This is a genomic window from Aestuariimicrobium sp. G57 (assembly GCF_050110855.1).
Taxonomy (GTDB): Bacteria; Actinomycetota; Actinomycetes; order Propionibacteriales; family Propionibacteriaceae; genus Aestuariimicrobium.
In genome coordinates, this window is sequence record NZ_JBNINW010000003.1 from 105,395 (window position 1) to 130,727 (window position 25,333).

At 67.1% G+C, this 25,333-nt stretch carries 24 protein-coding genes; 12 read left to right on the forward strand and 12 right to left on the reverse strand.

The genetic code is table 11. The features are described from left to right. Positions 1–102: 102 nt before the first annotated feature. The 4 genes from ACQCX5_RS07520 to ychF form a co-directional block, all read right to left on the reverse strand. Positions 103–1,668, reverse strand: coding sequence for a DUF5677 domain-containing protein (locus tag ACQCX5_RS07520; RefSeq protein ID WP_434541413.1), 1,566 nt, complete (start codon positions 1,666–1,668; stop codon positions 103–105). 135 nt (positions 1,669–1,803) lie between these two features. Continuing rightward, a complete protein-coding gene (locus tag ACQCX5_RS07525; RefSeq protein WP_434541414.1) occupies positions 1,804–2,061 on the reverse strand; it encodes a type II toxin-antitoxin system RelE family toxin in 258 nt (85 codons plus the stop codon). Between the two features lie 9 nt (positions 2,062–2,070). Next, on the reverse strand, positions 2,071–2,316 hold the full coding sequence (locus ACQCX5_RS07530; RefSeq protein ID WP_434541415.1) for a type II toxin-antitoxin system prevent-host-death family antitoxin: 246 nt from the start codon (positions 2,314–2,316) through the stop codon (positions 2,071–2,073). Positions 2,317–2,386: 70 nt separating this feature from the next. After that, positions 2,387–3,460, reverse strand: a complete 1,074-nt coding sequence (ychF, locus tag ACQCX5_RS07535) for a redox-regulated ATPase YchF (RefSeq protein ID WP_434541416.1) — start codon at positions 3,458–3,460, stop codon at positions 2,387–2,389. A gap of 196 nt (positions 3,461–3,656) precedes the next feature. Between ychF and ACQCX5_RS07540 the strand changes: the two genes are divergently transcribed. The 4 genes from ACQCX5_RS07540 to ACQCX5_RS07555 are packed head-to-tail and all read left to right on the forward strand — an operon-like array spanning position 3,657 to position 7,568. Then, positions 3,657–4,640: a siderophore ABC transporter substrate-binding protein gene (locus tag ACQCX5_RS07540; RefSeq protein ID WP_434541417.1), complete on the forward strand. Its 984-nt coding sequence runs from the start codon at positions 3,657–3,659 to the stop codon at positions 4,638–4,640. Positions 4,641–4,651: 11 nt separating this feature from the next. After that, positions 4,652–5,725 (forward strand): ABC transporter permease, encoded by a 1,074-nt coding sequence (locus tag ACQCX5_RS07545; RefSeq protein WP_434541418.1) that lies wholly within the window; start codon positions 4,652–4,654, stop codon positions 5,723–5,725. Then, entirely contained in the window at positions 5,722–6,741 is a 1,020-nt protein-coding gene (locus tag ACQCX5_RS07550; RefSeq protein ID WP_434541419.1) for an iron chelate uptake ABC transporter family permease subunit, read from the forward strand. Before ACQCX5_RS07545 ends, ACQCX5_RS07550 begins: the two co-directional genes overlap by 4 nt. Further along, on the forward strand, positions 6,738–7,568 hold the full coding sequence (locus ACQCX5_RS07555; RefSeq protein ID WP_434541420.1) for an iron ABC transporter ATP-binding protein: 831 nt from the start codon (positions 6,738–6,740) through the stop codon (positions 7,566–7,568). The genes ACQCX5_RS07550 and ACQCX5_RS07555 overlap by 4 nt, the downstream gene beginning before the upstream one ends. Positions 7,569–7,605: 37 nt before the next feature. Here the strand turns inward: ACQCX5_RS07555 and ACQCX5_RS07560 are convergent, their stop codons facing one another. Then, entirely contained in the window at positions 7,606–8,877 is a 1,272-nt protein-coding gene (locus ACQCX5_RS07560; protein WP_434541889.1) for a M18 family aminopeptidase, read from the reverse strand. A gap of 28 nt (positions 8,878–8,905) precedes the next feature. After that, positions 8,906–9,562, reverse strand: a complete 657-nt coding sequence (locus ACQCX5_RS07565; protein ID WP_434541421.1) for a TetR/AcrR family transcriptional regulator — start codon at positions 9,560–9,562, stop codon at positions 8,906–8,908. Between the two features lie 109 nt (positions 9,563–9,671). Between ACQCX5_RS07565 and ACQCX5_RS07570 the strand changes: the two genes are divergently transcribed. The 3 genes from ACQCX5_RS07570 to ilvA are packed head-to-tail and all read left to right on the forward strand — an operon-like array spanning position 9,672 to position 13,285. Further along, a complete protein-coding gene (locus tag ACQCX5_RS07570; protein ID WP_434541422.1) occupies positions 9,672–10,397 on the forward strand; it encodes a hypothetical protein in 726 nt (241 codons plus the stop codon). After that, positions 10,394–11,965, forward strand: a complete 1,572-nt coding sequence (locus ACQCX5_RS07575; protein ID WP_434541423.1) for a DNA recombination protein RmuC — start codon at positions 10,394–10,396, stop codon at positions 11,963–11,965. The genes ACQCX5_RS07570 and ACQCX5_RS07575 overlap by 4 nt, the downstream gene beginning before the upstream one ends. 42 nt (positions 11,966–12,007) lie before the next feature. After that, positions 12,008–13,285 carry a threonine ammonia-lyase IlvA gene (gene ilvA, locus ACQCX5_RS07580; RefSeq protein ID WP_434541424.1) on the forward strand — a complete coding sequence of 426 codons (1,278 nt, stop codon included), beginning with the start codon at positions 12,008–12,010 and terminating at the stop codon, positions 13,283–13,285. A 33-nt stretch (positions 13,286–13,318) separates the two neighbouring features. Here the strand turns inward: ilvA and ACQCX5_RS07585 are convergent, their stop codons facing one another. Further along, positions 13,319–14,299 (reverse strand): 4-hydroxy-3-methylbut-2-enyl diphosphate reductase, encoded by a 981-nt coding sequence (locus ACQCX5_RS07585; RefSeq protein WP_434541425.1) that lies wholly within the window; start codon positions 14,297–14,299, stop codon positions 13,319–13,321. 69 nt (positions 14,300–14,368) lie between these two features. On the opposite strand from ACQCX5_RS07585, the gene xseA reads away from it, so the two are divergent. Both xseA and ACQCX5_RS07595 read left to right on the forward strand, forming a co-directional pair. After that, positions 14,369–15,631 carry an exodeoxyribonuclease VII large subunit gene (xseA, locus tag ACQCX5_RS07590; RefSeq protein ID WP_434541426.1) on the forward strand — a complete coding sequence of 421 codons (1,263 nt, stop codon included), beginning with the start codon at positions 14,369–14,371 and terminating at the stop codon, positions 15,629–15,631. Further along, complete coding sequence (locus tag ACQCX5_RS07595) at positions 15,628–15,870, forward strand: exodeoxyribonuclease VII small subunit (RefSeq protein ID WP_434541427.1); 243 nt, start codon at positions 15,628–15,630, stop codon at positions 15,868–15,870. The genes xseA and ACQCX5_RS07595 overlap by 4 nt, the downstream gene beginning before the upstream one ends. Before the next feature lie 7 nt (positions 15,871–15,877). Here the strand turns inward: ACQCX5_RS07595 and ACQCX5_RS07600 are convergent, their stop codons facing one another. From ACQCX5_RS07600 to ACQCX5_RS07610, 3 genes are all read right to left on the reverse strand, one after another. Further along, positions 15,878–16,429: a DUF4245 domain-containing protein gene (locus ACQCX5_RS07600; protein ID WP_434541428.1), complete on the reverse strand. Its 552-nt coding sequence runs from the start codon at positions 16,427–16,429 to the stop codon at positions 15,878–15,880. A gap of 42 nt (positions 16,430–16,471) precedes the next feature. After that, positions 16,472–17,929, reverse strand: coding sequence for an MBL fold metallo-hydrolase RNA specificity domain-containing protein (locus ACQCX5_RS07605; protein ID WP_434541429.1), 1,458 nt, complete (start codon positions 17,927–17,929; stop codon positions 16,472–16,474). A 129-nt stretch (positions 17,930–18,058) separates the two neighbouring features. Then, positions 18,059–19,333, reverse strand: coding sequence for a phosphodiester glycosidase family protein (locus ACQCX5_RS07610; protein ID WP_434541430.1), 1,275 nt, complete (start codon positions 19,331–19,333; stop codon positions 18,059–18,061). A gap of 257 nt (positions 19,334–19,590) precedes the next feature. Between ACQCX5_RS07610 and ACQCX5_RS07615 the strand changes: the two genes are divergently transcribed. Continuing rightward, a complete protein-coding gene (locus ACQCX5_RS07615) occupies positions 19,591–20,967 on the forward strand; it encodes a fibronectin type III domain-containing protein (RefSeq protein WP_434541431.1) in 1,377 nt (458 codons plus the stop codon). A 108-nt stretch (positions 20,968–21,075) separates the two neighbouring features. Further along, complete coding sequence (locus ACQCX5_RS07620; protein WP_434541432.1) at positions 21,076–21,972, forward strand: aldo/keto reductase; 897 nt, start codon at positions 21,076–21,078, stop codon at positions 21,970–21,972. 7 nt (positions 21,973–21,979) lie between these two features. Here the strand turns inward: ACQCX5_RS07620 and ACQCX5_RS07625 are convergent, their stop codons facing one another. Beyond that, a complete protein-coding gene (locus ACQCX5_RS07625) occupies positions 21,980–23,317 on the reverse strand; it encodes a PhoH family protein (RefSeq protein ID WP_434541890.1) in 1,338 nt (445 codons plus the stop codon). Between the two features lie 254 nt (positions 23,318–23,571). Further along, complete coding sequence (gene trhA, locus ACQCX5_RS07630) at positions 23,572–24,219, reverse strand: PAQR family membrane homeostasis protein TrhA (RefSeq protein WP_434541891.1); 648 nt, start codon at positions 24,217–24,219, stop codon at positions 23,572–23,574. Positions 24,220–24,399: 180 nt separating this feature from the next. On the opposite strand from trhA, the gene ACQCX5_RS07635 reads away from it, so the two are divergent. Continuing rightward, the gene (locus ACQCX5_RS07635; protein ID WP_434541433.1) at positions 24,400–25,251 is read left to right on the forward strand and encodes an isoprenyl transferase; all 852 of its coding nucleotides are present in this window, start codon (positions 24,400–24,402) and stop codon (positions 25,249–25,251) included. Positions 25,252–25,333: the final 82 nt, after the last annotated feature.

Consider the following 25,333-nt stretch of genomic DNA (forward strand, 5'->3'; position numbering starts at 1 on the left):
GGCCCCGCGGCCTCGGCCGACAACCCGTCGCAGCCCTGCAGACCAGCCGTCGAGCCAGACCTTCATCACACATTGAAGCGGAACTCGACCACGTCGCCACGGCTAGGAACCAGCAGAAGCTGCACCCTCTTCGTGGGGTACCTCAGCCGCGTCGTCTGCATTCTCTAGCCATGCGAATGCCTCAGCCACCGCGTCGCCATCGGTCCCAAGAATCTGTAGCCCCGTACGCACAAGGGAGTAGAACTGGTCTACCCATGACGTTGCGAGTTCGACGTTGCCGCCATAGCTCAACGAAAGGCTCGGGATCTGGTGCATCCCATGCAGTACGTTCAGACACGGTTCCATTGCATGTGTCTCGACCGACCACCACTCTGAGTGGGAGACTCCGCTGGCGAGCGAATACGCCTGTCGGTAGAAGTCCAACAGATCGGCCTCTTCGGCCATCGCACGAATCGACTTGCCTTCGGCGAAGGTGTCACGGGTGTCAACGACGCGGTGATCGAGTACGTCATGGTTGTGACTGAGACGCCGCAACTCATCGATACTCTCACGAAACCCCGCGGTTCTCGCTTCCTCAGGTAACTCGTCGGAGATTCGAGCGTAAAGTTTCGCTTTGCCGGCACCATATTCCTGGAACTGTCGGTAGATGATTGGGTCCTGCCGTGCCATCCAATGAAGATAGATCTTCGTCTCCACCAACATGCGTCCGATATGCGCTCCATGCTCCAAACACCACAGGTCAGGAGCTCCCAACACCGCGATGAGATCACGCCCAGCGCGTGCTACAAGGCCAGAAACGACCTCCTGACGTTCATTCGAGTAAAGATTGGCCGGGGCGGTCTCCAACGCCTCTACGAAACTACTCAGCACATCCATCGTGAACCGGCGCAGGTTGCTGCCGTCCTCGGGTATCGGAGTCGGTTCAGTTGAACCGGAGTCACCGCGCGCAGCCTGCCGGTCCTCGACACTTGGATCCGGAGTACCTTCGATCTCCCTCTTTCGGATGCACCTGGACGTCATCGAGTTCGCTCCCCAAAACACCCGCGCCCATTTGATTGATTCATCGAAATGAGCCGGATTGTCGGCCTGAATCATCGCCTTGTGCGCACCCCACATGGCCCGCACCACCGAGTCAGCCGCTGCGCGCTTGGTCGGTTCGCCTGGGTAGTCCCTTAGTAGGTCAATCGTGTCGGCGCTCGACCTGAACGTCCCGGCTTGAACCGTGCTCCAGGTACGCAAACACTTCAGGAGCGCCTCACGGTGGCCATCCTTGATCACACCAAGCAATGCATCTCTGATGAGTTCGAGATCATGCTCTCGAGGTGGCGACGCCTCGACACCGCCCACAAGCCATCGGGCTGGTAGATACGGGTAGGAGGCCAGCGCACCTTTTACCTCCGCAGAGAGCAGTCCCCACGACTCGGCTTCGCCAACAACGATCGTCGGCGCATCCGAAAACTTCTCAGCCAGCGCGGCCAGGTTGGTGAGCCTTCCATCGAGTACCTCCGAAACCCATCCGGTGTCGCCATAGTGCGAAAGCCCCTTCTGCACAGCCTCTTGCCACTTCACAAACATCCGGGCAGCGTCGTTGCCTCGCTCAGCCAGAACGAGTGCGGGCCAAAGAAGATCTGGAAGGTCATCCTTGATCCAATTCTCGAGGCTCAGCACTCCCGTTGCAGCAAGCGGGGACTTAAAGACGCGCCCCTTCCTCACATGGCCAGCCATCGGCCCCGCGTGCTGGTTAGTTCTCGGAAAGCTCACGTTAGACGACCTTCTCTGTTGACCGATAGGTTCGAAACTCTTTCATCGGTATGCCCCTCGACCGTGTCCGACCCTGAGCACGAGGACCGCCAGTTCGTTGTCCTGAATGTCATAAACGATTCGGTAGTCACCGACGCAAATTCGGAACTCACCGTCACCTTCTTTGAGCTGGATGCACCCGGAAGGGCGTGGGTCGCTTGCGAGCGACTCGATCTCATCGAGCAGACGGCGTGCCGTCGACCTATCGAGCTTACGGATCGCCTTCGCTGCTGACGGGACATAACTGATCGCGTACGACATCGAATAGGTTTAGAGACCGAGCTCGTGCATGAGTTCTTCGTGGGAGACGCGCCCTACCTCGCTCCGCGCTTCAACAGCAGCATGCATGTCAGTCTGGTCCTCCAGGGCCCGCACCGCACGGTCATAGAACTCCGGCGACACGACCACCGCACGGCGGCCCGCGCCACGCGAAGTGATCTCAACGGGTTCGCGCTGCGCTGCAGCGATGTAGTCGCTCTGCTGGCTACGGAACTGGGACAGAGTCACGGAGGTCATGAGTCCATCGTACAACTTGTACAAGTTGTACGATTTGTACTCAAATGGCCCGCAAGGCCACAACCAGACGTTAGAGCGCGAACCTCCACTCGACCACGTCCCCATCCTGCATGACGTAGTCCTTGCCCTCGAGCCGCATCTTGCCCGCCGCCTTCGCCGCCTGCTCCGAACCCGCCGCCACCAGGTCGTCGAAACCGACCACCTCGGCCTTGATGAAGCCCTTCTCGAAGTCGGTGTGAATGACCCCGGCCGCCTGCGGCGCGGTCCAGCCCTTCTTGATCGTCCAGCCGCGGGCCTCCTTCGGCCCGGCGGTCAGGTAGCTCTGCAGCCCCAGCGTGTCATAGCCGACACGAGCCAGCACGTCCAGGCCCGGCTCGTCAACACCCGAGTCAACCAGGAACTCCCGCGCCTCGGCCTCGTCCATCTCGACCAGTTCACTCTCGAACTTGGCGTCGAGAAAGATTGCCTCGGCCGGCGCGACGATCTCGCGCATCGACGTCTTGAGCGCTGCGTTGGCCAGCTCGTCCTGGTCGCAGTTGAAAACATAGATGAACGGCTTGGCCGTGAGCAGGAAGAACTCGCGCAGCAGTTCGATGTCGAGCCCGGCGGCGAAGATCGTGGTGCCGGTGTTCAGCACGTCGATGGCCTTCTGCATCGCCTCGAGCTTCGGCTGGGTCTCCTTCTTGATCCGTGCTTCCTTCTCGACGCGCGGCAGAGCCTTCTCGAGCGTCTGCAGGTCGGCGAGGATCAGCTCGGTGGTGATCGTCGAGATGTCGTTGCCCGGGTTGACGGTGCCGTCGACGTGGGTGACGTCGGCGTCCTCGAACACGCGGGTCACCTGGCAGATGGCGTCAGCCTCGCGGATGTTGGCCAGGAACGCGTTGCCCATCCCCTCCCCCTGGCTGGCCCCCTTGACGATGCCGGCGATGTCGACGAACGACACGGTCGCGGGCACGATCCGCTCCGAGCCGTAGATCTCGGCGAGCTTGCCCAGCCGCGCGTCGGGCACGCCCACCACACCGACGTTGGGCTCGATCGTCGCGAACGGGTAGTTCGCCGCGAGCACGTCGTTCTTGGTGAGCGCGTTGAAGAGGGTCGACTTGCCGGCGTTGGGCAGTCCGACGATGCCAATGGTGAGTGCCACGGTCGGCAAGCCTACCGGTCATGGACGAGGACCGCCGCACACGACCCCGACCGGGGCGACCCGTCCCACTCTGCGAGAATTACGCAACCCCCGCTTTTCGGAAACTTTGCCCACCCGCTAGCCTTCGTGTTTAGGTAAGGATCACCTAACCATGAGCCTGGCGCCGCCCCCGGCGCCCACGACTGAAAGCAGTCAGATGCCCTTGTTCGACCAGATGCCGCTGTTCGACCGCCCCCTCACCCGGCGCCGCCTCGGTCTCGTTGCCGCCAGCATTGCTGCCGTCGGCACCCTCGCCGCCTGTGGCGCCTCGGCCGAAGCCGGCTCGTCCAACGGCCCGAAAGTGAGCGTGACCCACGCCCAGGGCACCACCGAGGTGGCACAGAACCCGCAGAAGATCGTCGTGCTCGACTTCGGCGCGCTCGACACCCTGAACTCGCTGGGGCTGGCCGATCGCGTCGTCGGCATCCCCAAGGGTGGGGTCGTGCCCGAGTCGCTCGCGGCGTTCAAGGACGACAAGTACGCCGACGTCGGCACGCTGCAGGAACCCAACATCGAGGCGATCAACAAGCTGAAGCCTGACCTGGTCATCGCCGGGTTCCGGTCGGCGGCGAAGTACCCCGAGCTGGCAAAGCACTTCACCACCATCGACATCACCTACACGACCGACAAGCCGTTCTACGACGGCGTGTCCGGGGCCGCAACCATCATCGGCAAGGCCGTGGGCAAGGACGCCGAGGTCGCCACCAAGCTGGCCGAGATCAAGAAGGCCCTGGCCGACGCCAAGGCGAAGGCACCCACCGGCGCCAAGGGCATGATCCTGATGACCACCGCCGGCAAGGCCACCCTGCACGGCGCCGACTCGCGTTACGGCATGATCCACCGCGACCTCGGCATCGCCCAGGCGATCACCGATGTCAAGGCGGCGAGCCACGGCGACGCCGTCTCGTTCGAGGCGGTGCAGAAGGCCGACCCCGACCTGCTGTTCGTCATCGACCGCGATGCCGCTGTCGGACAGGAGGGCAAGGCCGCGAAAGAGGTGCTCGACAACGAGCTCGTGGCCACCACCAAGGCATGGAAGAACAACAAGGTGACCTACCTCGACGGCCAGCGCTGGTACATCACCATCCACGGCCTCGACAACGCCCTGGCCATGGTCGCGGAGGCCGCGGCCAGCCTGTGACCCGCGCACCCGTGAGCAACACCGCGACCACCGGTCCTGCGTCCGTCACCCCGGACGCCCGCCCCACCCACCCCCGCCCTGCGCGGGGGTGGGTGTTCGGCGTGGCGGTGGCCGTCGTGCTGGTACTCGCACTGGTCTCGCTGTTCGTCGGCGTCAATGACCTCTCGCCCCTCGACGTGCTCACCGGGCGAGCCACCGAACAGCAGTGGCAGACCCTGTTCGCCTCGCGCATCCCCCGCACGGTGGCGGTACTGCTGGCCGGGTCGGCACTGGCGCTGTCGGGCCAGCTGATGCAGCTGCTCGTCCGCAACCGGTTCGTCGAACCGGGCACGGTCGGCACCGCCGAGTCGGCAGGTGCCGGGATTCTGCTCGTCACACTGCTGTGGCCGGGGGCACCGCTGGTGGTCAAGATGCTGATCGCCATCCTCACCGCGCTGGCCGGCACCGCCCTGTTCATGCGGCTGGTCAACGCGCTGCCCCGCGGCGAATCGGTGATCGCGGTGCCGCTGGTCGGCATGATGCTCTCGGGCATGATCGCCGCCGCCACCACGTTCGTGGCCTACCAGACCGACCTGCTGCAGTCGCTGGGGGTCTGGCTGGCCGGCGACTTCTCGGGCATCCTGCGCGGACGCTACGAGCTGCTGTGGGTCATCGGGCTGGTCTTCGTCGCCGTCTGGTTCGCGGCCGACCGGTTCACGATCGCGTCGCTGGGCGAGTCCCACGCCCATTCGCTGGGGCTGAACTACCGCGCCGCCATGAACCTGGGCCTGGCGCTGATCGCCATCGCGAGCGCCGTGTGCCTGGTCGTGGTCGGCAACATCGCGTTCGTGGGCCTGGTCATCCCCAACCTCGTCAGCGCCGCGCTGGGCGACAACCTGCGCCGCAACCTGGGCTGGGTGGCCGTCTCGGGAGCGGGCTTCGTGCTCGTCTGCGACCTGATCGCCCGCACCATCAACTATCCCTACGAGGTGCCCGTGGGCACGATCGCGGGGGTGATCGGCGCCGCGGTCTTCCTCGTCCTGCTGTTGCGCCGGGTGCCGTCGCGCAACAGGGCTTCGTCCCGAAAGGCCGGTGGACGAGCATGAGCGCGGCCAACCTGACTGTGCCGGGCACGACACTCGCACCCACCCGTCGGCGGCTCTCGCCCGCGATGCGAGTCGCGCTGCTGGGGTCGATGGCCGCGCTGGCCGTCTTCGCGTTCCTGGCGATCGGGTCGGGTGGCGACCTGTTGTTCACCCTCGAGTTCCGCGGCCGCAAGCTGGCCGGCATGGTGCTGGTCGGCTGGGCCACGGGCGTGGCGACAGTGGCGTTCCAGACCGTCACGGGCAACCGCATCCTGACGCCGTCGGTGATGGGCCTCGATGCGCTGTACGCGTTCGTGCAGACGTTCCTGCTGTTCCAGCTGGGGGCGACGATCACGGCGACGCTGGGCCCGGTGCCGATGTTCGGCATCAACCTGGGCGTGATGATGGGCTTCGGCGTGCTTCTGTCGCTGCTGCTGGCCAACCGGCGCACCAATGTGCACCTACTGGTGCTGATCGGCATCGTGCTGGGCACGCTGTTGCGCTCGCTGCAGTCGCTGCTGACCCGCATGATGGACCCGACGTCGTTCACCCAGCTGCAGACCTATTTGTTCGCGTCGTTCAACACCGTGCACCCCGAGTTGTTGTGGGTGGCGGCGGTGTTGATCGCGGGCGGTTCGGGCTGGTTGTGGTGGCGTCGCCATGAACTCGACGTGATGATGCTGGGCCCGGACGCCGCGCAGGGCCTGGGCGTGAACCCGCGCCGCATGATCACCGAGGTGCTGCTGGTCTCGGTGCTGCTGGTCAGCGCCAGCACCGCGCTGGTCGGGCCCATCACGTTCCTGGGGCTGATCGTGGCGAATGTCGCCTACCTGGTCGCCGGTTCGGGTCGGCACACGTGGACCATGCCGGTGGCGGGACTGCTGGCGATCGTCATGCTGGTGGGCGGCCAGGCGATCCTCGAGCAGGTGTTCGGGTTGTCCACCGTGCTCAGCGTCATCATCGAATTCGGCGGCGGGCTGGTGTTCATCTGGCTCGTCATCAAGGGCAGTGCTGTCAAGAAGGGAGCCGGGGCATGATCGAGATCAGTGGGGTGTCGAAGACCTACGGGCGCAGTGTGGTCGTCGACGACGTCAGCATCGCGTTGCCGACCGGTGGCATCACCTCGATCGTCGGTGCGAACGGTGCGGGCAAGTCGACGCTGCTGTCGATGATCGCGCGGCTGCTGAGCATGGACGAGGGCACGATCCGCGTCGGTGGGCTCGACGTGGCCCAGACCGATTCGCTCGAACTGGCGCGCAAGCTGGGCATCCTCAAGCAGGACAACGGGCTGCAGGTGCGCCTCACCGTCGCCGACCTGGTCAGCTATGGCCGGTACCCCCATTCGAAGGGACGACTGAAGCAGGCCGACCACGACGCCATCGAGGCAGCCATCGAGCACATGGACCTGGGCGCATTGCGCGACCGGTTCCTGGACGAGATGTCGGGCGGCCAGCGCCAGCGGGCGTTCGTGGCGATGCTGCTTGCCCAGGACACCGAATACCTGCTGTTGGACGAGCCGCTCAACAACCTCGACATGGCCCATGCCCTGGCGATGCTGCAGCGACTGCGCCGCGCCGCCGACGACCTCGGCAAGACCGTGGTGATGGTGGTGCACGACATCAACTTCGCCTCGGCCTGGAGCGACCACATCGTCGCCATGAAGGACGGCAAGGTGGTGCTGCAGGGTGCCCCCATGGACGTCGTCGACTCGGCCATGCTGGCCCATGTGTTCGGCGTGAACTGCGCGGTCGACAAGGCCTCGGGCTGCCCGATCGCCCAGTACTACATGCCCTCTGCGCTCACCCCGACGCGGCGGCTGGCTGCGGCCGAGCAGGTCGTCGCCGTGGGGCACGGCCTGTCCTGACGCCCACGGCGTCCGGGGTTGGCCCAGCCATCGAGGCTCAGACGCCCGACCAGTAGGCCTCGAGAGCCCGGGCGAGGTACCACGGGTCGTCGATGCCGCACATCTCGCGGGCGGAATGCATCGACAGCAGCGGCACGCCGACGTCGACCGTGGTGATGCCCAGCCGGGTGGCGGTGATGGGCCCGATGGTCGACCCGCACGGCACCGCATTGTTCGACACGAACGGCTGGGTGGGCACCTCGGCGGCCGCGCAGGCACGCGCCCACAACGAGGCCCCGACCGCATCAGTGGCGTAGCGCTGGTTGGCGTTGATCTTCAGCAGCGGCCCGCCGTTGACCAGGGGCAGGTTCTGCGGGTCGTGCATGCCCACGTAGTTGGGGTGCACCGAATGACCACAGTCTGCCGAGATGCAACTCGACCGGGCGATCATCGCGGCGAACCGGTCGCCGGTGACGCCGTGGCCGGCGGCGACGCGGCGCAGCACGTCTTCAAGCACCGGGCCGGCCGCACCGGAGGCAGTGGTCGAGCCAATCTCTTCGTGGTCGAAGGCGACCATCACGGCGATGTCCGACCCGAGTTCGACGCGGGTGAGCGCGGACAGGGAGGCGTGCACGCTGACGAGGTTGTCCATGCGTGGGGCAGCCAGGAACTGTTCGGTGACCCCGAACAGCGACGGCGCCTCGGTGGTGAATGCGACCACGTCGTGGTGGGCCAGGTCGCCCCGGTCGATGCCTGCGAGCTCGCACAGGTAGTCCTCGATGTCGAGGCCGGTGTCATTGACCGCATAGACCGGCTTGGTGTGCTGCTGGCGGTCGAGGTGCAGGTTGTCGTTGGCGGTGCGGTCGAGGTGGATGGCCAGCTGCGGGATGCGCAGGATGGGGCCGGTGCGGACCATGCGCACCTCACCGTCGACGGTCGACAGCCGCCCGGCGAGGCCGAGTTCGCGGTCGAGCCAGGAGTTCACCAGCGGACCGCCGTAGATCTCCATGCCCGCCTGCTGCCAGCCGACCGCGGTCGACGAGGCCGTCGGCTTCAGCGTGAAGGTGGGTGAGTCGGTGTGCGAGCCGACGATCCGGAACCCGGTGGCGTCGTCCACGGTGTCGGGGATCAGCCACGCGACGACCGCACCGTCGCGCACGATGTACTGCCCGCCGTGGCCACGGTCCCACGGCCGGCGTTCATCGAGCCGGGTGAAGCCGGCGGCCTCGAGCTGCGCGGCCACGGTCTCGGCGGCGTGGTACGAGCTGGGCGAGGCGCTGATGAACGTGGCCAGGGCGTCGATGTGTTCGCGTGCGGACATGTCGACCATCCAACCAGAGGGGTCCGACATTTCCCGGTCAGTCAAGCCCCAGCGTGGCCACCTGCCGCTCGATGATGACGTCGAAATAGTCGTCAGGGGCCGTCACCACCCCGACGAAGTGGCCCGCCAACTGCATGGTGATGAAGCCGATCAGCTGGGTGAGTTCGGCCACGGCCCCTGCCGTGGCCCCGGCCGAGACGTCGACGGGCTGGACGAAGCCGCCACCGGGGTGGTCATCGGCGCCGGCGCCCGTGGCGGCGATCTCGAGGAACGGCCCGGCCACCCTCGCTGCGGCGGGAATCGTCTGCGGCGGGGCCTGGTAGCCGGGGATGGGCGTGCCGTAGATCAGCTGGAACTCGTGCGGGAACTGCAGCGCCCATGCCCGTGCTGCGCGGGTGGCGGCGCGCCACCTGTCGGCAGCCGAGCGCCCGCCACCGACCCGGTCGACCGCGTCGTGCACGGCATCGGCCAGGTGGTGGTAGCTCTCGATGATCAGTTCGGTCAGCAGCGCTTCGCGGGACTCGAAATAGCGAAAGACGGCCGACGAGACCATGCCGACGTCGCGGGCGACGGCACGCATGGACAGCCCCACGGCCCCATGCTCGGCGATCTGGCGGCGCGCACTGGCCAGGATCCGTGCGGTGTTCTCGGCCCTGCCCCGCTGCCGGGCACCGGGTTCGCTGTTGTCTGCCATGCCACCCATCATGCCGGGGTTCGCAGCACATTGCGAGAGCACAGCTCTTGTTTTTCGAGAGCGCTGCTCTCATACTGTGAAGAGCACCGCTCTCACCCTGGAGGAACCCATGAAGCACCCGTCCCCCACCTTTCGCGCCCTCGCCGCCCCGCTGGTCGGCACGGGTCTTGCGATGGCCACCTATCTCGTACTGCGGCCCTATGGCGATGCCGGCGATGACCCCGGCGCCGCCGCGGCGGCGTTCGCCAGCCCCCTGTGGGTCACCGCCCACCTGTTCGGCGTGCTCGCCATCGCCCAGTTCGCCCGCCTGGCCCTGCGACTGGACGAGTCGCTCGCCGTCGCCGGGCACCGCTCCCCCAGCGCGCGGGCCGCACGCACCCTGGCACTGGTCGGGGCCGTGCTGTGCCTGCCCTATTACGGGGCCGAAACCTTCGGGTTGCATGCCCTGGGGGCAGCCCAGGTGGCCGATCCGTCGGCGGGGATGCTGGCGGTGGTCGACCAGGTGCGCAACCACCCGGCAGCACTGGCCACGTTCGGGCTGGGATTGGTGGCGCTGTCGGTGGCCGGTGTGCTGGTGGCACTCGCCTGGTCACGGCGCGCGACGGTCATGCGCTGGGCAGCCTGGCCGCTGGGACTTGCCATGGCACTGTTCCCGGCACAGTTCTTCGTGCCACCGGTCGGCCGCGTCGGCTACGGCGTCGCATTCGCAGTCTGTGCGGGCATCTGGTTGGTGGCCGCCCAGCGCCCACAGGACGGGGCGCACGTGGCGGAATCAGGGCCCGCGCGGGGTGGGGAAAAGTTTTTGTCAGAGGGGTACGGCACAGTGAAGGCATGACTTTCGCATCGCTCATCGTGCCGCTCGTCGGCCTGCTGCTGGGCATCGTCGTGGGTGCCGTTGGCGCCTGGCTGGTGTCGCGTTCCCGGGTGCAGGCTGACTCCTCGGACGCTGCGGCCGCCCTGGCTGAGGCCAGGGCGGCCGCCGAACGCGCCCGGGCCGATACATCGGATGCCCGCAGCGAGACGGCCCAGGTGCGGGTCGAGCTGGCGACCCAGCGTGAGCTGCTCGCCCAGCACCGCACCGAGGCGGCCAATGCCGATGCCGACCGGGCCGAGCAGCAGGCCATGGTGAGCCACGCCCGCAGCGAGGTCGCCGAGGCCAGGTCGGCACTTGCGGCTGCTGCGGCCGAGCGTGATGCCGCACTCGCGCAGGTGAAGGCGATGACCGATGACCAGCAGCGCATGGTCGACCAGTTCAAGGTGCTCTCGGGTGAACAGCTCGACAAGCAGGGCAAGGCTGTCGACGCCTCGGCCGTCGAGCGCAACAAGGCGGTCGAGGCGATGCTGGTGCCGCTGACCCGCCAGCTCGGCGAGTTCCAGGCCAAGCTGGCCGAGATCGAGAAGGAACGCGTCTCGATCTCGTCCGAGCTGCGCGAGCAGGTGCGACAGGTGACGCTGACCGGCACCGAGGTGCGCCGCGAGACGGCCGCGCTGGTGACGGCGCTGCGCAAGCCGCAGGTGCGCGGGCAGTGGGGCGAGCTGCAACTCAAGCGGGCGGTCGAACTCTCGGGCATGGTCGAGCACTGCCACTTCGAACAGCAGGGCACCACCACCAATGCCGCTGACGCCACCATCCGCCCCGACATGACGGTGATGCTTGGTGATGACCGGTTCGTCCATGTTGACTCGAAGGTGCCGCTGAACGCGTTCCTGGACGCACAAGAGGCGGCCGAGCCGGCTGAACAGGAGCGCCTGATGGGTGCCTTCACCCGCAACGTCCGCTCACACGTCGACCAGCTGTCCGGCAAGCGCTACTGGACGAGCACCCAGACGGCGACACCCGAGTTCGTCGTGATGTTCATCCCCAGCGAGGGGCTCGCGTCCGAGGCGCTGAGCCGCATGCCCGACCTGCTGCAGTACGCCAGCGAACGCAATGTCATCATCGCCACCCCGACCACCCTGATCGGGCTGCTGAAGACGGTGGCCTATTCGTGGCGCCAGGCCGACCTGGCCGAGAACGCGCAAGAGGTCTTCGAACTGGCCCGCGAGCTGTACTCGCGGCTCGGCAAGATGGGCACGCACGTCGACAAGCTCGGCCGGGCGCTCAACACCGCGGTCGTGGCCTACAACGGCACCGTCGGCTCCCTCGAGACGCGGGTACTGGCGCAGGCCCGCAAGATCGCTTCGCTGAACGTGACCGACGCACAGCTGGCCACCCCCAAGGTGGTTGACGAGGCGGTGCGCTCCATCACCTCGCCCGAGCTGATCGAGAGCGCCCACGAGGTGCCGTCGCTGCTCGATGACCTGTCCCTCACCCGGCCTGAGCCGTCCGCCGACGACCTGGTCGCCGAGGAGCAGTCCCGCGCCACCGCACAGGCCACCAACCGGCTGCGCTCGCTGGGCTGAGGTCCGGCGCGCAGGTGCGCGATCGCGACCACCGGAGTAGAAATGACTCTTGTGACCACACCCGCTGAACTGTCCACGCTCATCGAGTCCGCGACGCGGTCGCTCGAAGGCGTCGCCACCCTGACCCCCCTGCAGCGCAACGACCGGCTGTCCGACGCCACCGGCGCCGAGGTGTGGCTCAAGCGTGAAGACCTGCAGCCGGTGCGGTCCTACAAGTTGCGGGGCGCCTATGCCCTGATGAGCCAGCTCACCGCTGAGGAACGCGCCGCCGGCGTGATCTGTGCATCCGCCGGCAACCACGGCCAGGGGGTGGCGTGGTCGTGCGCACGGCTGGGCATCAATGCCCGGGTGTTCATCCCCAGCACCACCCCGCGCCAGAAGCGTGACCGCATGCTCGCACTCGGCGCCGGCCACATCGAACTGATCGTGGGCGGCGACACCTACGACGACGCCTCGACCGCAGCGAAGCTCACGGCGAAGGAACAGGGCGCCACCATGGTGGCCGCCTTCGACGACCTGCGCACCATGGCCGGCCAGGGCACCATCGCCCCCGAGATCGTCCAGCAGCTGGGCAAGGCCCCCGACGTGCTGCTGGTACCCGTGGGTGGCGGCGGGTTGCTGGCGGGCATGGGGGCCTGGATGCGCACCCACCACCCACAGACCCGCATCGTCGGCATCGAACCCGCCGGCGCCCAGTGCATGATCGAGGCCATGGCCGCGGGCAGGCCCATCACCCTCACCGGCATCGACACGTTCGTCGACGGCGCCGCTGTCAGCCGGGCCGGTGACCTCACCCTGCCGCTCGTGCAGCAGATCGCACCCGAACTGGTGGCAGTGCCCGAGGGGCAGGTGTGTTCCGAGATGCTCGAGCTCTACCAGGTCGACGGCATCATCGCCGAGCCCGCCGGTGCGCTCGCACCCGCTGCGCTGCGGCATGGGTCGGTCGACACGACCGTCACCATCGAGCCGGGCCAGACCGTGGTGACTATCCTGTCGGGTGGCAACAACGACGTGTCCCGCTACGCCGAGATCGTCGAGCGTTCACTGGTGCACGAGGGCCGCAAGCGCTACCTGCTGGTGAGCTTCCCCCAGGAGCCGGGGGCTTTGCGGCGGTTCCTCGATGAGGTGCTCGGCCCCACCGATGACATCGTCCACTTCGAATACGTCAAGCGGTCGAACCGGGACAGCGGCCCGGCGCTCGTGGGCATCGAACTGGCCGACCCGCTCGACTTTCCCAAGCTGGTCGACCGCCTCAAGAAGAGCGCGCTGCAGGCAGAGGTGCTGCCGACCGACAGCACGTTCACGCGCCTGCTCGTCTGACCCGACTCGTCTGACCCGACTCGTCTCACCCGATCAGTGCTGGGCGGCGCGCTTCAGGTCCTTGCGCAGCTCAGGCGGCAGCGCGAAGACCAGCGACTCCTCAGTCAACCGCTCTTCGGTGGCCTGCGGGTAGCCCTTCTCGACCAGCAACTGCAGCACACCCTGCACCAGTTCGTCGGGCACAGACGCACCGCTGGTGACGCCGACCCTGTCGACGCCCTCGAGCCAGGCCGGGTCGATCTCGCCGGCGTTGTCGACGCGGTAGGCCGCCTTGGCGCCGGCATCCAGGGCCACCTCGACGAGCCGCACCGAGTTGGACGAGTTGCGTGAGCCCACGACGATGACCAGGTCTGAATGCGCCGCGATCTGCTTGATGGCTGCCTGCCGGTTCGAGGTGGCGTAGCAGATGTCATCCGAGGGCGGGTCCATCAGCAGCGGGAACTTCTCGCGCAGCCGGCGCACCGTCTCATAGGTCTCGTCGACGCTCAGGGTGGTCTGGCTCAGCCAGGCCAGCTTGCTGGGGTCCTTCACTTCGAGGCGCTCGACGTCCTCGGGGTGCTCGACCAGCGTCATGTGCTCGGGGGCCTCGCCCATCGTGCCCTCAACCTCTTCGTGGTTGGCGTGGCCGATCAGCAGGATCTCGACATCCTCTTTGGCGAACCGCTTCGCCTCGTGGTGCACCTTGGTCACCAGGGGGCAGGTCGCGTCGATCGTCTTGAGTTCGCGTTCGGCGGCCTCGGCGTGGACGGCAGGCGAGACACCGTGGGCCGAGAACACGACCGTGGCGCCCTCGGGCACCTCGGTGAGCTCTTCGACGAAGATGGCGCCCCGCTGTTCGAGGGTCTCGACGACGTGCTTGTTGTGCACGATCTGCTTGCGCACATAGACCGGGGGGCCGTACAGGTCGAGCGCCTTCTCGACGGTGATCACGGCCCGGTCAACACCGGCACAGTAACCACGGGGAGCGGCGACAACCACACTCCTGGCATTCTCAGTCATTGCGTCCGAACTCATGGCCCCGAGTCTACGTGACCGCCATGATGGACCAGCATTTTGTCAGACCCACCCCCTAGGGTTGAGCACGTGCCACTCGAAAGCTCACCTGACAAGCCCCAGCCGCTGGCCCGTGTCGTGTCCGGCCTGCGTGGCTGGATCGAGCGCACCGGTGACATCTGGGTCGAGGGCCAGGTGCTCGAGATCAACCGGCGCAACACCGCGACGCAGTACCTCAAGCTGCGCGACCTGCGCGCCGACGTGTCGGCCACCCTGACCTGCAGTCGGCTCGTGCTCGACGCCGCCGGCCCCCTGACCGAGGGCGCGACCGTGGCCGCCTGGGTGAAGGCGCGCATGTTCGAGCGCACCACCCAGTTGACGTTCGAGTGCCGCGAGATCCGCCCGGTCGGCGAGGGCCAGCTGCTGGCCCGGCTCGAACAGCTCAAGCGCACACTGCAGGCCGAGGGTCTGTTCGACCCCGTGCGCAAGAAGCGGTTGCCGTTCGCCCCGGCCGTGATCGGGCTGGTCTCGGGGGCGAACTCCGATGCCGAACGCGATGTCATCACCAACACCCGGCGCCGCTGGCCCGCGGCACGCTTCGAGGTGCGCCACACCCCCGTGCAGGGTCCCGACGCGGCCAACGCCATCATGGCCGCCCTCGCCGACCTGGACGCAAACCCCGCGGTCGAGGTGGTCGTCATCGCCCGCGGCGGCGGGTCGCTCGAAGACCTGCTGCCGTTCTCGGACGAGGGGCTGGTGCGGGCCGTGGCCGCTGCACGCACCCCCGTCGTCTCGGCGATCGGGCACGAGAAGGACTCCCCCATCCTCGACAATGTCGCCGACCTGCGCGCCTCGACACCGACCGACGCCGCGCGGCGCATCGTGCCCGACGCCGTCGAGGAACTGGCCATGGTGGCCCAGCACCGCACCCGGCTGCTCAACGCCGTCAGCTCACGGCTCGACAACGAGCAGCGCCACCTCGACCAGCTGCGCAGCCGGCCGGTGCTGGTCAACCCGCTCGCCAGCTTCGAGGTGCACGACGAGGCGCTGCGGTTGCTGCGGCAGAGCCTGCGCACCTCCATCGCCCGGGTGGTCACCCATGAGCACCAAGAGGTCGAACACCTGCTGGGTCGCGTACGGTCGCTCTCGCCGCAGCGCACGCTCGAGCGCGGCTACGCAATCCTCAGCGACGGTTCCGACACGATCACGTCGGTGCACCAGGTTGACGAGGCCGACGACCTGATGGCCTGGGTGCACGACGGCCAGATCATCCTCGAGGTGCGCCAGGCCATCCCCCACCCCGAGGACACGTCCCGCCCCCACGAGACCCGAACCACCCAGGAGCGCGTATGAGTGATCAGCCCATCCCCTATGAACAGGCCCGCGCCGAGCTGGCCGAGGTCGTCCAGAAACTCGAATCCGGCCGGGTGCCGCTGGCCGAGTCAATGGTGCTGTGGGAACGCGGTGAGGCACTGGCGAAGATCTGCCAGGACTGGCTCGACGGCGCCCGTGAAAAGGTCGCTGCGGCCCGGGCCCAGGCCGAGGCTGCCGAGGCGCCACGCCGTGCACCGGCGGGTGGGCCTGACGCCTGACTCCCCGTCAGGCCGGCGTCAGCATTCCCGCGAGCTGCACCAACCGGTCGACGCCGGCGTCGGAAACCAGCAGCGTGGTCACCCCACCCTCGGTGCGCACCAGCGAATGCGTCCGGTCGTTGGGCGATTGGTAGTGGTCCCACGTAACATCGCCGACTTTCACCGGGTCGAGCTTGATGCCGTCCCTGGTGACCTGCTGGCGATAGGACGAGCTCGTCGACGACGTCTGGTTCACGGCGAAGTACATCTCGTCATCGCTGAGGAAGCCGAGCTCAAGGGTGGGCGCATCGGCAGGGTTGCCCGACGGCAGCTGTTCGCCCTGCTTGACGAACGTCGCCTTGGTGGCGCGCCACCCGGCAGGCAGCGCCACCAGCGTCTGCACCGGGAAGCCCGCCTCGGTCTTCGCCGTCTGCACCGTCGACTGCCACGGCACGTCCACGATGGGCGGCTGCTCGGGGTCGCGGGTGAAGAACCACGTGATCAGCAGCACGGGCACCATCAGCACCGCGACGGTCAGGAACATGTCGCGCGCTCCCGCGCGGGGGTTAGGGCCAGCCACCCGGACAGTCTCCCAGCCCCACCCAACCGCGACAAACCAGCGTCACTCGCCGTCGGGGCCTTCGTTGACGGCGTCGAAGTCGAGTTCTTCGCCCTCGGTCAGCGTTTGCGAGCCGTCGGGCCCGAGCGCCACCACCTCACCGTGGCGCGCGACCACGGCCTCGATGCCGAGTTCGTCGCGGATGCGCCCGGCGAAGGTGCTGGCGACGCCCGGCTCACCGTGCACGACGAAGACATGTTCCGGTGCCGGGTCGAGTGCCGCCACCCAGTCGAGCAGGTCGCTGGCGTCACCATGCACCGAAAACTCGTGGTCACGCACGATTTCGGCCCGCACCGGAACGTAGCGACCATGGATCTTCACCTGCGGGGCACCATCCTCGAGCGCCCGGCCACGGGTGCCCTCGGCCTGGTATCCGGTCAGCACCACGGTGTTGCGCTGGTGGGGCAACAGCCGCGCCAAGTGGTGCAGCACCCGTCCACCCTCGGCCATGCCGGATGACGAGATGATGATGCAGGGCTGGCGCATGGCGTTGAGCTGCTTCGATTCCCCGGACGACCTCAGCACCTTCAGCCGCGGGAGCCCTCGAAAGTCCTCAACCCTGATGTCGTCGCGCAACTCGTCAAGGCTCGTGTCGGAATAGACCTCGAGCGCCGCCAACCCCATGGGTGAGTCGACGAACACCGGCACGTCGGGGATGCGCCCGGCACCCATCATCTGCACCAGCGACCGCAGCACCGTCTCGGTGCGGTCGATGGCAAAGGCCGGCACCACCACCTGGCCACCGCGCTCGACAGTGCGCCTGATAGCATCGGCGAACGGCTCGTGCTCGAGCTCGGGTTCGGGGTGTTCCCGGTCGCCATAGGTCGACTCGCACAGCACGAACCGCGCACCCTGCGGCACCCCACGCGGCTTCAGCAGCGGGTGGTCGTGGCGTCCGAGGTCGCCCGAGAACAGTGCCTCACAATCACCGTGGCTCACGCGCACACTGGCCGAGCCCAGGATGTGGCCCGCGCGCGTCCACGTGCCCACCAGCCCATCGCCCAGGTCGACGACCTCGTCGAACTCAATCGTGCGGAACTGCTTGATCGTCGCCTCGGCGTCGTCACGGGTGTACAGCGGCAGCGGCGGGTGGTGCTTCGACCAGCCGCCGGCCGCCGCCTCTTCGGCCTCGATCTCTTGCAGCTTGCCCGAATCCCGCAACACGATCGCGGCGAGGGCCGCAGTGCCGCGGGTCATCCAGATGGGGCCCGTGAAGCCCTGCTTGACCAGCCGCGGCAGATAGGTGGAATGGTCGGCGTGGGCGTGGGTCAGCAGCACGTCGGTGATCGTGCGCGGGTCGATCGGGAACGGCTCCCAGTTCTTCTCGCGCCACTGCTTCTCGCCCTGGAACAGGCCGGCATCGACCACCACATGGCGTTCGCCGATCGTCAGCACGTACTTCGATCCGGTCACGGTGCCCGAGGCGCCGAGAAATTGCAGGGTCATCGGTGAGCTGCTCATGACACCAGCCTGCCCGCCCAGTTGCGCGCCCGCCCGCAATCACATACAACCTGCCCCCCGAAATTCCGGCGCACTCACCCCCTGCGACCCACGTGGCTGGTGGGGCGACAGGGGGTGTCAGGGCGTGGCTCAGTACGGGAAGATGCCGATGCCGTTCGGGATGTAGCGCAGCACCTCGATGCCACTCACGCGGCTGCGGTTCAGCAGCTCCCAGTCACCCTCGAGCCCGTCGCGGGCGATCATCGTGGACGAGCCGCCGCCATCAAGCAGCACGCCGTCGTGGGCACCCAGGTGGCGCACCAGGTCGGCGCCGTCGCGGGTCGAGATGCCCTTCGAGACGTTGTCGCGGCCATCGATGGTGAGCAGGTACATCGTCTCGCCGGCGGCATCGACACCCGCATAGGTGCGGGGCTCGCCCGGCTGGTTCGAGATGTTGGCGGTCAGGGCCCCGTCCTTGACGAAGATGCCGCCAGCGACGGCCCAGTCGAACTTGTTGCCGTTCTCGGCGACGCCGCGGAAGTTCGAGGCCACCTCGTCACCCACCTGCAGCTGGCGCAGCTTCGCCGCGCCCTGCTCTCGTCCCACGATCGCCAACTGCTTCTCACCCAGCTGACCGGCGCCGATGGTCGGCGAGATCGAGGTCACCTTGTTGTTGGTCAGGATCACCTCGACGACGTCGGTCGAGCAGACATCGCGGCGGCTGCGGTTGGTGCCGCACGCAACGCGCTGGCGCGACAGGCGACCCCAGCGGTGGTCGAAGGCGGTGATCTGGTTGACGTCCATGCCATAGATGTTCAGGCCGTTGACGGCGATCTTGCCGATGCGCTCGTTGTTGATGAACGCGTCCAGTTCGATGCGGGTGACGGCACCGCGGCCGTTGCGCTGCACACCGATCACCTCGTTGCCGCGGTTCTCGGGGTTGGGCATGGTGCCGCCGTAGCGCTGGCCCTCGGGCACCGCCGACTTGAGGATCTTGCCGTCGAGGATCTCGACGCCGACCGGTGCGAACGTCGCCGGCACACCGGCGTGCTCGACCGAGTTCTGGAAGAAGTCGGCATTCACCGCGGCGATGGCACCGGCGTCCTCGGCCATGTCGTCGAGGCGCTGGTTCCACGCGATGGTCTTCGTGCACAGCAGGTTGGTGGTCGAGATGCGCAGGTCAACGGTGAACAGGTGCGCCTTCGACGCGCCGTGGGTGGCCACCACGTCGTAGTGGCTGACCTGCAGCCCGGGCTGGTGGGTGCTGGTCGAGGTCTGGACGACGCTGACGAGCCCGGAATTCGGGAAGTCGGACGCCGCTGCAGCGCTCGAGCGCAGGAAGGCCGGGGTCAGCACTGCGGCGGCGACGCCGGTGCCGAACACGCGGCGGGACAGGTAGGAGCCGGGCAGGTTGGACGAGTTCATGAGAAGTCCTTTGACGGGAGGGGACACGGTCGCGGTCAACCTAGGCCAGATCCACCACGTCTCGTCAGGTTCTTCACCCGGGGTTCACGCAGAGTTTCCCCGTACCGCTGATCACCGCCCGCCAGTGTGTTCAGCGGCACTGAGCGAACCTGTGAACAGGCCACCGACTAGTCATGAAACGTTTTCCCACAGCACCTCCACGGTTCACCCCGGTTGCCTAGCGTCATCATGTCCCCGCAGGTCCCCCAGGAGGAACAATGAAGCTCCGCAGCACTCACGCCGCCGCGCTGGCGATCGCCATCGCCGTGCCCGGCATCACCGCCTTTGCCCCCACCCTGACCCAGTCCGAGAACGTCTCGGCCCTGACCGTGCCCGCGCAGTACGTCACCACGGCCCCGTCCGCACCGAGCACCGTGCCCGACCGCATCGTGCTGAACGCCACCCAGAACGCCGAGACCGAGCAGGTGGTCTCGTGGCGCACGGCCGTCGGCATCACCCCGGTCGTCGAATGGTCGCCCGTCACCGCCAACCCGTGGGGCCTGAAGAAGACCACGGTGGCGGGCACCACCCAGGTCATCGACTCCAACCTGGGCTACCAGCACGCCTTCCACGAAGCCACCATCACCGGGCTGAAGCCCGGCACCACCTACATGTACCGCGTCGGCGGCGCCGGCGGCAGCTGGTCGGGCTGGCAGGAGTTCACCACCTCGAACCCCAACGCCACGAAGACCTCGCTGATCGCCATGGGCGACATCCAGACCGGCATCAAGGAGTGGTGGACCCGCGTTGCCAGCGCCGCGCAGGCTGATCGTCCGAATGCTGCGGCCATGATCACCGTGGGTGACCAGGTCAACACGTTCAACAACGACCAGCAGTGGCACGAACTGTTCGGCGCTGCGGGCACGATCCCGCAGACGATGAAGTGGCTGCCGGCCGTGGGCAACCACGAGTACCGCTCGACCGCATCGGGTGAGCTGACCCCGCAGTTCCGCGCACAGTTCGCGGTCCCCCAGAACGGCCCGACCGAGTTCCCCCACTTCAACGAGACGGTCTATTTCACCGACATCGATGACGTGCGCGTGGTCACCCTGAACAGCTACTACCGCATTCCGCTCGCGGCCGCGGACGAGCAGAAGTGGCTCGATGCCCAGGCCGCCTGGCTCGACCAGACCCTGACCAACAACCCCCGCAAGTTCACCATCGTGACCATGCACTACCCGATCTATTCATCCTCGCCCGACCGCGGCAACCCCGAACTGCGCGCCACGATGCTGCCTGTGCTGCAGAAGCACAATGTCGACCTGGTGCTGCAGGGCCATGACCACGCCTACGTCTCGGGCCAGACCAACGCCGAGGGCAAGAACAACGGCCCGCTCTATGTCACCTCGTCCTCGTCGAACCGCCAGTACCCGCTCGACTACAGCGACTGGACGAAGAACGGTGCCACGCCCATCACCGGTTTCCACTCCACCAGCACCTACCAGCTGATCGACGTCGAGGGCTCGACCATGACCTACACCGCCAAGGATGCCACCGGCCGCGTGGTCGACCAGTGGGTCATCAAGCGCCCCGGCGGTGGCAACTCGAAGCAGGTCACCAACACCGCGAGCATCGGGATCCCCCCGGTGAAGTGATCGACCATCACCCCGGCAACCACCCACGTAGCTGGCGTTGTTCGACCCAGCTGGTCCCTAGAGCGCCAGCCACGTCGAACAACGCCAGCTACGTGTGGGCTGGGCTGCATGAGCCTCGCCACCCTTGAGCAGGCGACACAGGTCATCCACGCCGCCCTCGACGCCGGGGTCACATTCTTCGACACCGCCGAGGTCTATTTCGCGCACGAGAACGAACGCCTGGTCGGTCAGGTGCTCGCCCCGGTGCGCGAGCGGGTCACGATCGCCACCAAGTACGGCTTCAACGTCAACAACGGCCTCGACGGGCTGAACTCGCGCCCCGAACACATCAAAGAGGTCGTGGACGGGTCGCTGCAACGGCTGCAGGTCGACCACATCGACCTGCTCTACCAGCACCGCCTCGACCCCGAGGTGCCCATCGAAGAATCAGCCGGGGCCGTCAAAGAGCTGATCGACGCCGGCAAGGTCGGGCATTTCGGCTTGTCAGAGGTGGGTGTCGACATCATCCGCCGCGCCAACTCCGTGCAACAGGTCACCGCCCTGCAATCGGAATACTCGCTGTGGTGGCGCGAACCCGAGCAGCAGATCCTGCCCGTGCTCGAAGATCTGGGCATCGGCTTCGTGCCGTTCAGCCCGCTGGGCAAGGGGTTCCTGACCGGCAAGCTCACCCCCGACACCGTGGACGACCGCCGCCGCGCCATGTTCCCGCGCTTCGAGGCCGGGCGCATGACCGAACACCAGGGGCTCGTCGAGGTCGTCACCGGCATCGCCGACAAGCACGGCTGCACCCCGGGGCAGGTGGCGTTGGCCTGGATCATCACCACCCAGCCCCACGCCGCACCCATCCCGGGGACGAGCAAGCCCGAGCGTGCCACCGAGAATGCCACCGCGGCCGAGGTCGACCTGGACGCCGCTGACCTGGCCATGCTCGACGAGACCAGTCAACGGTTCCAGGTCGACCCGGTGCGCTACGCCCCCAGCCACCAGGCCTGGATCAACCGCTGATCCAGCCTCAGAGTGCCTCCTCCAGCAGGTCGGTCACCAGGGCCGCGATCGGCGAGCGCTCCGAGCGGGTCAGCGTCACATGCCCGAACAGCGGATTGCCCTTGAGTCGCTCGACCACCGCCGCGATGCCGTCGTGGCGCCCCACCCGCAGGTTGTCGCGCTGGGCCACGTCATGGGTCAGCACCACCCGCGAGTTCTGCCCGATGCGGCTCAGCACGGTCAGCAACACATTGCGCTCCAGTGACTGTGCCTCGTCCACGATCACGAACGCGTCATGCAGCGAGCGGCCGCGAATGTGGGTCAGCGGCAACACCTCGAGCATGTTCTGGTCCATGATCTCGTCGATGACGAACTTGTTGGTGTGGGCGCTCAGGGTGTCGAAGACGGCCTGGCCCCACGGCGCCATCTTCTCGCTCTCACTGCCGGGCAGGTAGCCCAGTTCCTGCCCGCCGACCGCGTACAGCGGCCGGAAGACCATCACCTTGGAATACATCCGCCGTTCCATCACCAGTTCGAGACCGGCGCACAACGCCAGCGCCGACTTGCCGGTGCCCGCGCGTCCACCGAGCGACACGATGCCCACCTCGGGGTCGAGCAGCAGGTCGAGCGCGACGCGCTGTTCGGCCGAGCGGCCGTGCAGCCCGAACGCCTCGCGGTCCGACTTCACCAGCCGCACCTGCCCGTTGGGCAGTTTGCGCGCCAGCGCCGTCCCCCCGGACGAGTGCAGCACCAGTCCGGTGTTCACGGGCAGGTCATCGGTCTCGGCAATGTCCACGGCGCCGTCGCTGTACAGCCCGTCCACCACGTCACCACTGACGTCGTAGTGCACCATGCCGGTCCAGCCGGTGTCACGGGCGAGTTCGGCGCGGTACTCCTGCGCCTCGAGCCCCACTGCGGACGCCTTGACACGCATCGGCAGGTCTTTCGAGACCAGGACCACGTCGTGGCCCTCGGCCTTGTAGTTCAGCGCCACCGCCAGGATGCGGGTGTCGTTGTCGCCCAGCCGGAAGCCCAGGGGAAGGCGCTCCTGGTCGGTGTGGTTCAGCTCGACATGGATGACGCCGCCCTTGTCATTCACCGGAATCGGGGCATCCAGTCGGCCATGCTTGACGCGCAGGTCGTCGAGAAGGCGCAGCGCCGAACGGGCAAAGTAGCCCAGTTCGGGGTGGTGGCGCTTGCCCTCCAGTTCACTGATGACGACGATCGGCAACACGATGGCATGCTCGGCGAACCGCAGCAGTGCGCGGGGGTCACTCAGCAACACCGAGGTGTCGATGACATAGGTGCGGGTCGACTGTTCGGCGGCCACGTTGAGCGCGTCCTGCGTGACGTGCTGGCGGGCAATGCCGAATTCGGGGGCCGAGGCGTCGGTGGCACTCTTGAGCACGGTGTTTCCTTCCCGTGGCAAGCGGCGATACCCAAGGGGCACGCCCTTGCGCGGATCTTTCGTTCCGTGGTGAAACTTCGCCTGGGGAAGGCCGGGCCATGGGGCCCGAGACAACTGCTTCTGCTGGGAAACCTAACTCTCGCCGGCGTCAATCCACGACGCCGCGCCGACTGTTCACCTCGAGTTCGCCTGAGGTTCCGGACGACCCCAGCTCAGCCGAACGTCGCCACGCAGATGGCCGCGAAGTGGCACAGGGCCGCGACCACCGTGGCGGCGTGGAAGATCTCGTGGAACCCGAACCACGTCGGCGACGGGTTGGGCTTCTTGCGGGCATAGACCACGGCCCCGAACGAGTACACGAGCCCGCCCAGCACCACCAGCACCACGACGAGCGGGCCGCCGTTCGTCCAGAACTGCGGCAACCAGCCGAGCGCGGCCCAGCCCATCAGCAGGTAGAGCGCGGTGTAGAGCCAGCGCGGGGCCGACAGCCACAAGACCCGGAACAACACACCGGCTGCGGCAGCCGTCCACACGAGCGCCAACAGCGCGACGCGCGACGGACCGCTGAGCAGTTGCACCGCCAGCGGGGTGTACGTACCGGCGATGAACAGGTAGATGTTGGCGTGGTCGATGCGCCGCAACACGCCCGCGACGGTGTCATTCCAGCGGCCCCGGTGATAAATGGCCGAGTTGCCGAACAGCATGAGCGAGCTGAGCAGGTAGACCGCCACGGCGGTCCGTCCGCCGATGCTCGGGGTCAGGATGAGCAGCACCAGCCCGCCCAGGAAGATGAGCGGGGTCATGCCGGTGTGCAGCCACCCACGCAGGCGCGGCTTGACCACTGCTGCGACCTGGTCGATGACGGACTGCTCAGACTCTGCGGCGTCATCGGGCGCGTGCTTCAACTTCTCCACACCACAAACCTACGCTTGCGTAGGTTTGTGGTTCAACCCGGGGCCAGCAAAACCTACGCAAACGTAGGTTCCAGTTCATCTGGAGGTAACCCACAGCCCCCTCACCCACGTCGCTAGTCTGTGCGCATGCCCGCGAAGTCCTTCTTCAGCAAGACTCCCCTCGCCCGCTGGGCGGGCAGCGACACGTTGCACGACGTCGTCGATCGACTGCACCCCAAGGGCCTGCTGTACCGGTCGTACGAGGGTCGGCTGGGTGCCGAGATCGACCGGTCGCGCCTGCCCCAGCATGTCGCGGTGATGGCGGACGGGAACAGGCGCTGGGCCCGGCTGAATGCCCCGAACCAACCATTGGTGGTCGGGTACCGCGCCGGCGCTGACAAGCTGCTGGAGTTCTGCCGGTGGTGTGATGAGGCCGGCATCAGCCGGGTGACGCTGTGGGTGCTCAGCACCGACAACCTGCAGCGGGCAGATTCCGAGGGGCTGGACGACCTGCTCGGAGTGATCGCTGACCTGGTTGACGAGTTGGCCGCCCACCCCGGCTGGCGGGTGCAGATCGTCGGGGCCATGGACCTGCTGCCGTCCCCGATCGCCGAGCGGTTGACCAAGGCCACCGCGGCCACCGAGAACCGCACCGGCATGCACGTCAATGTGGCGGTGAGCTATGGCGGGCGCCATGAACTGCGTGATGCGTTCCGCTCGCTGCTCGCCGACGAGGCAGCGAAGGGGACGACGCTGGCCGAGCTTGCCAACACCCTCGAGATCGAGCAGATCGCTGACCACCTGTACACGAAGGGCCAGCCCGACCCCGACCTGATCATCCGCACCAGCGGCGAGCAGCGGGTCTCGGGGTTCCTGATCTGGCAGAGCGTGCACAGCGAGCTGTACTTCTGCGAGGCGCTGTGGCCGGACTTCCGGCGGGTGGACTTCTTGCGGGCGCTGCGCTCGTTCACGCAGCGGGAGCGCCGCTTCGGGCGCTGAGGACCACCTGACGTGACGACCGTGTGCCGAAAACCCTATTCCCACCGAAAGTTCTGAACACCGTCACCCGTCCAAGCACGCA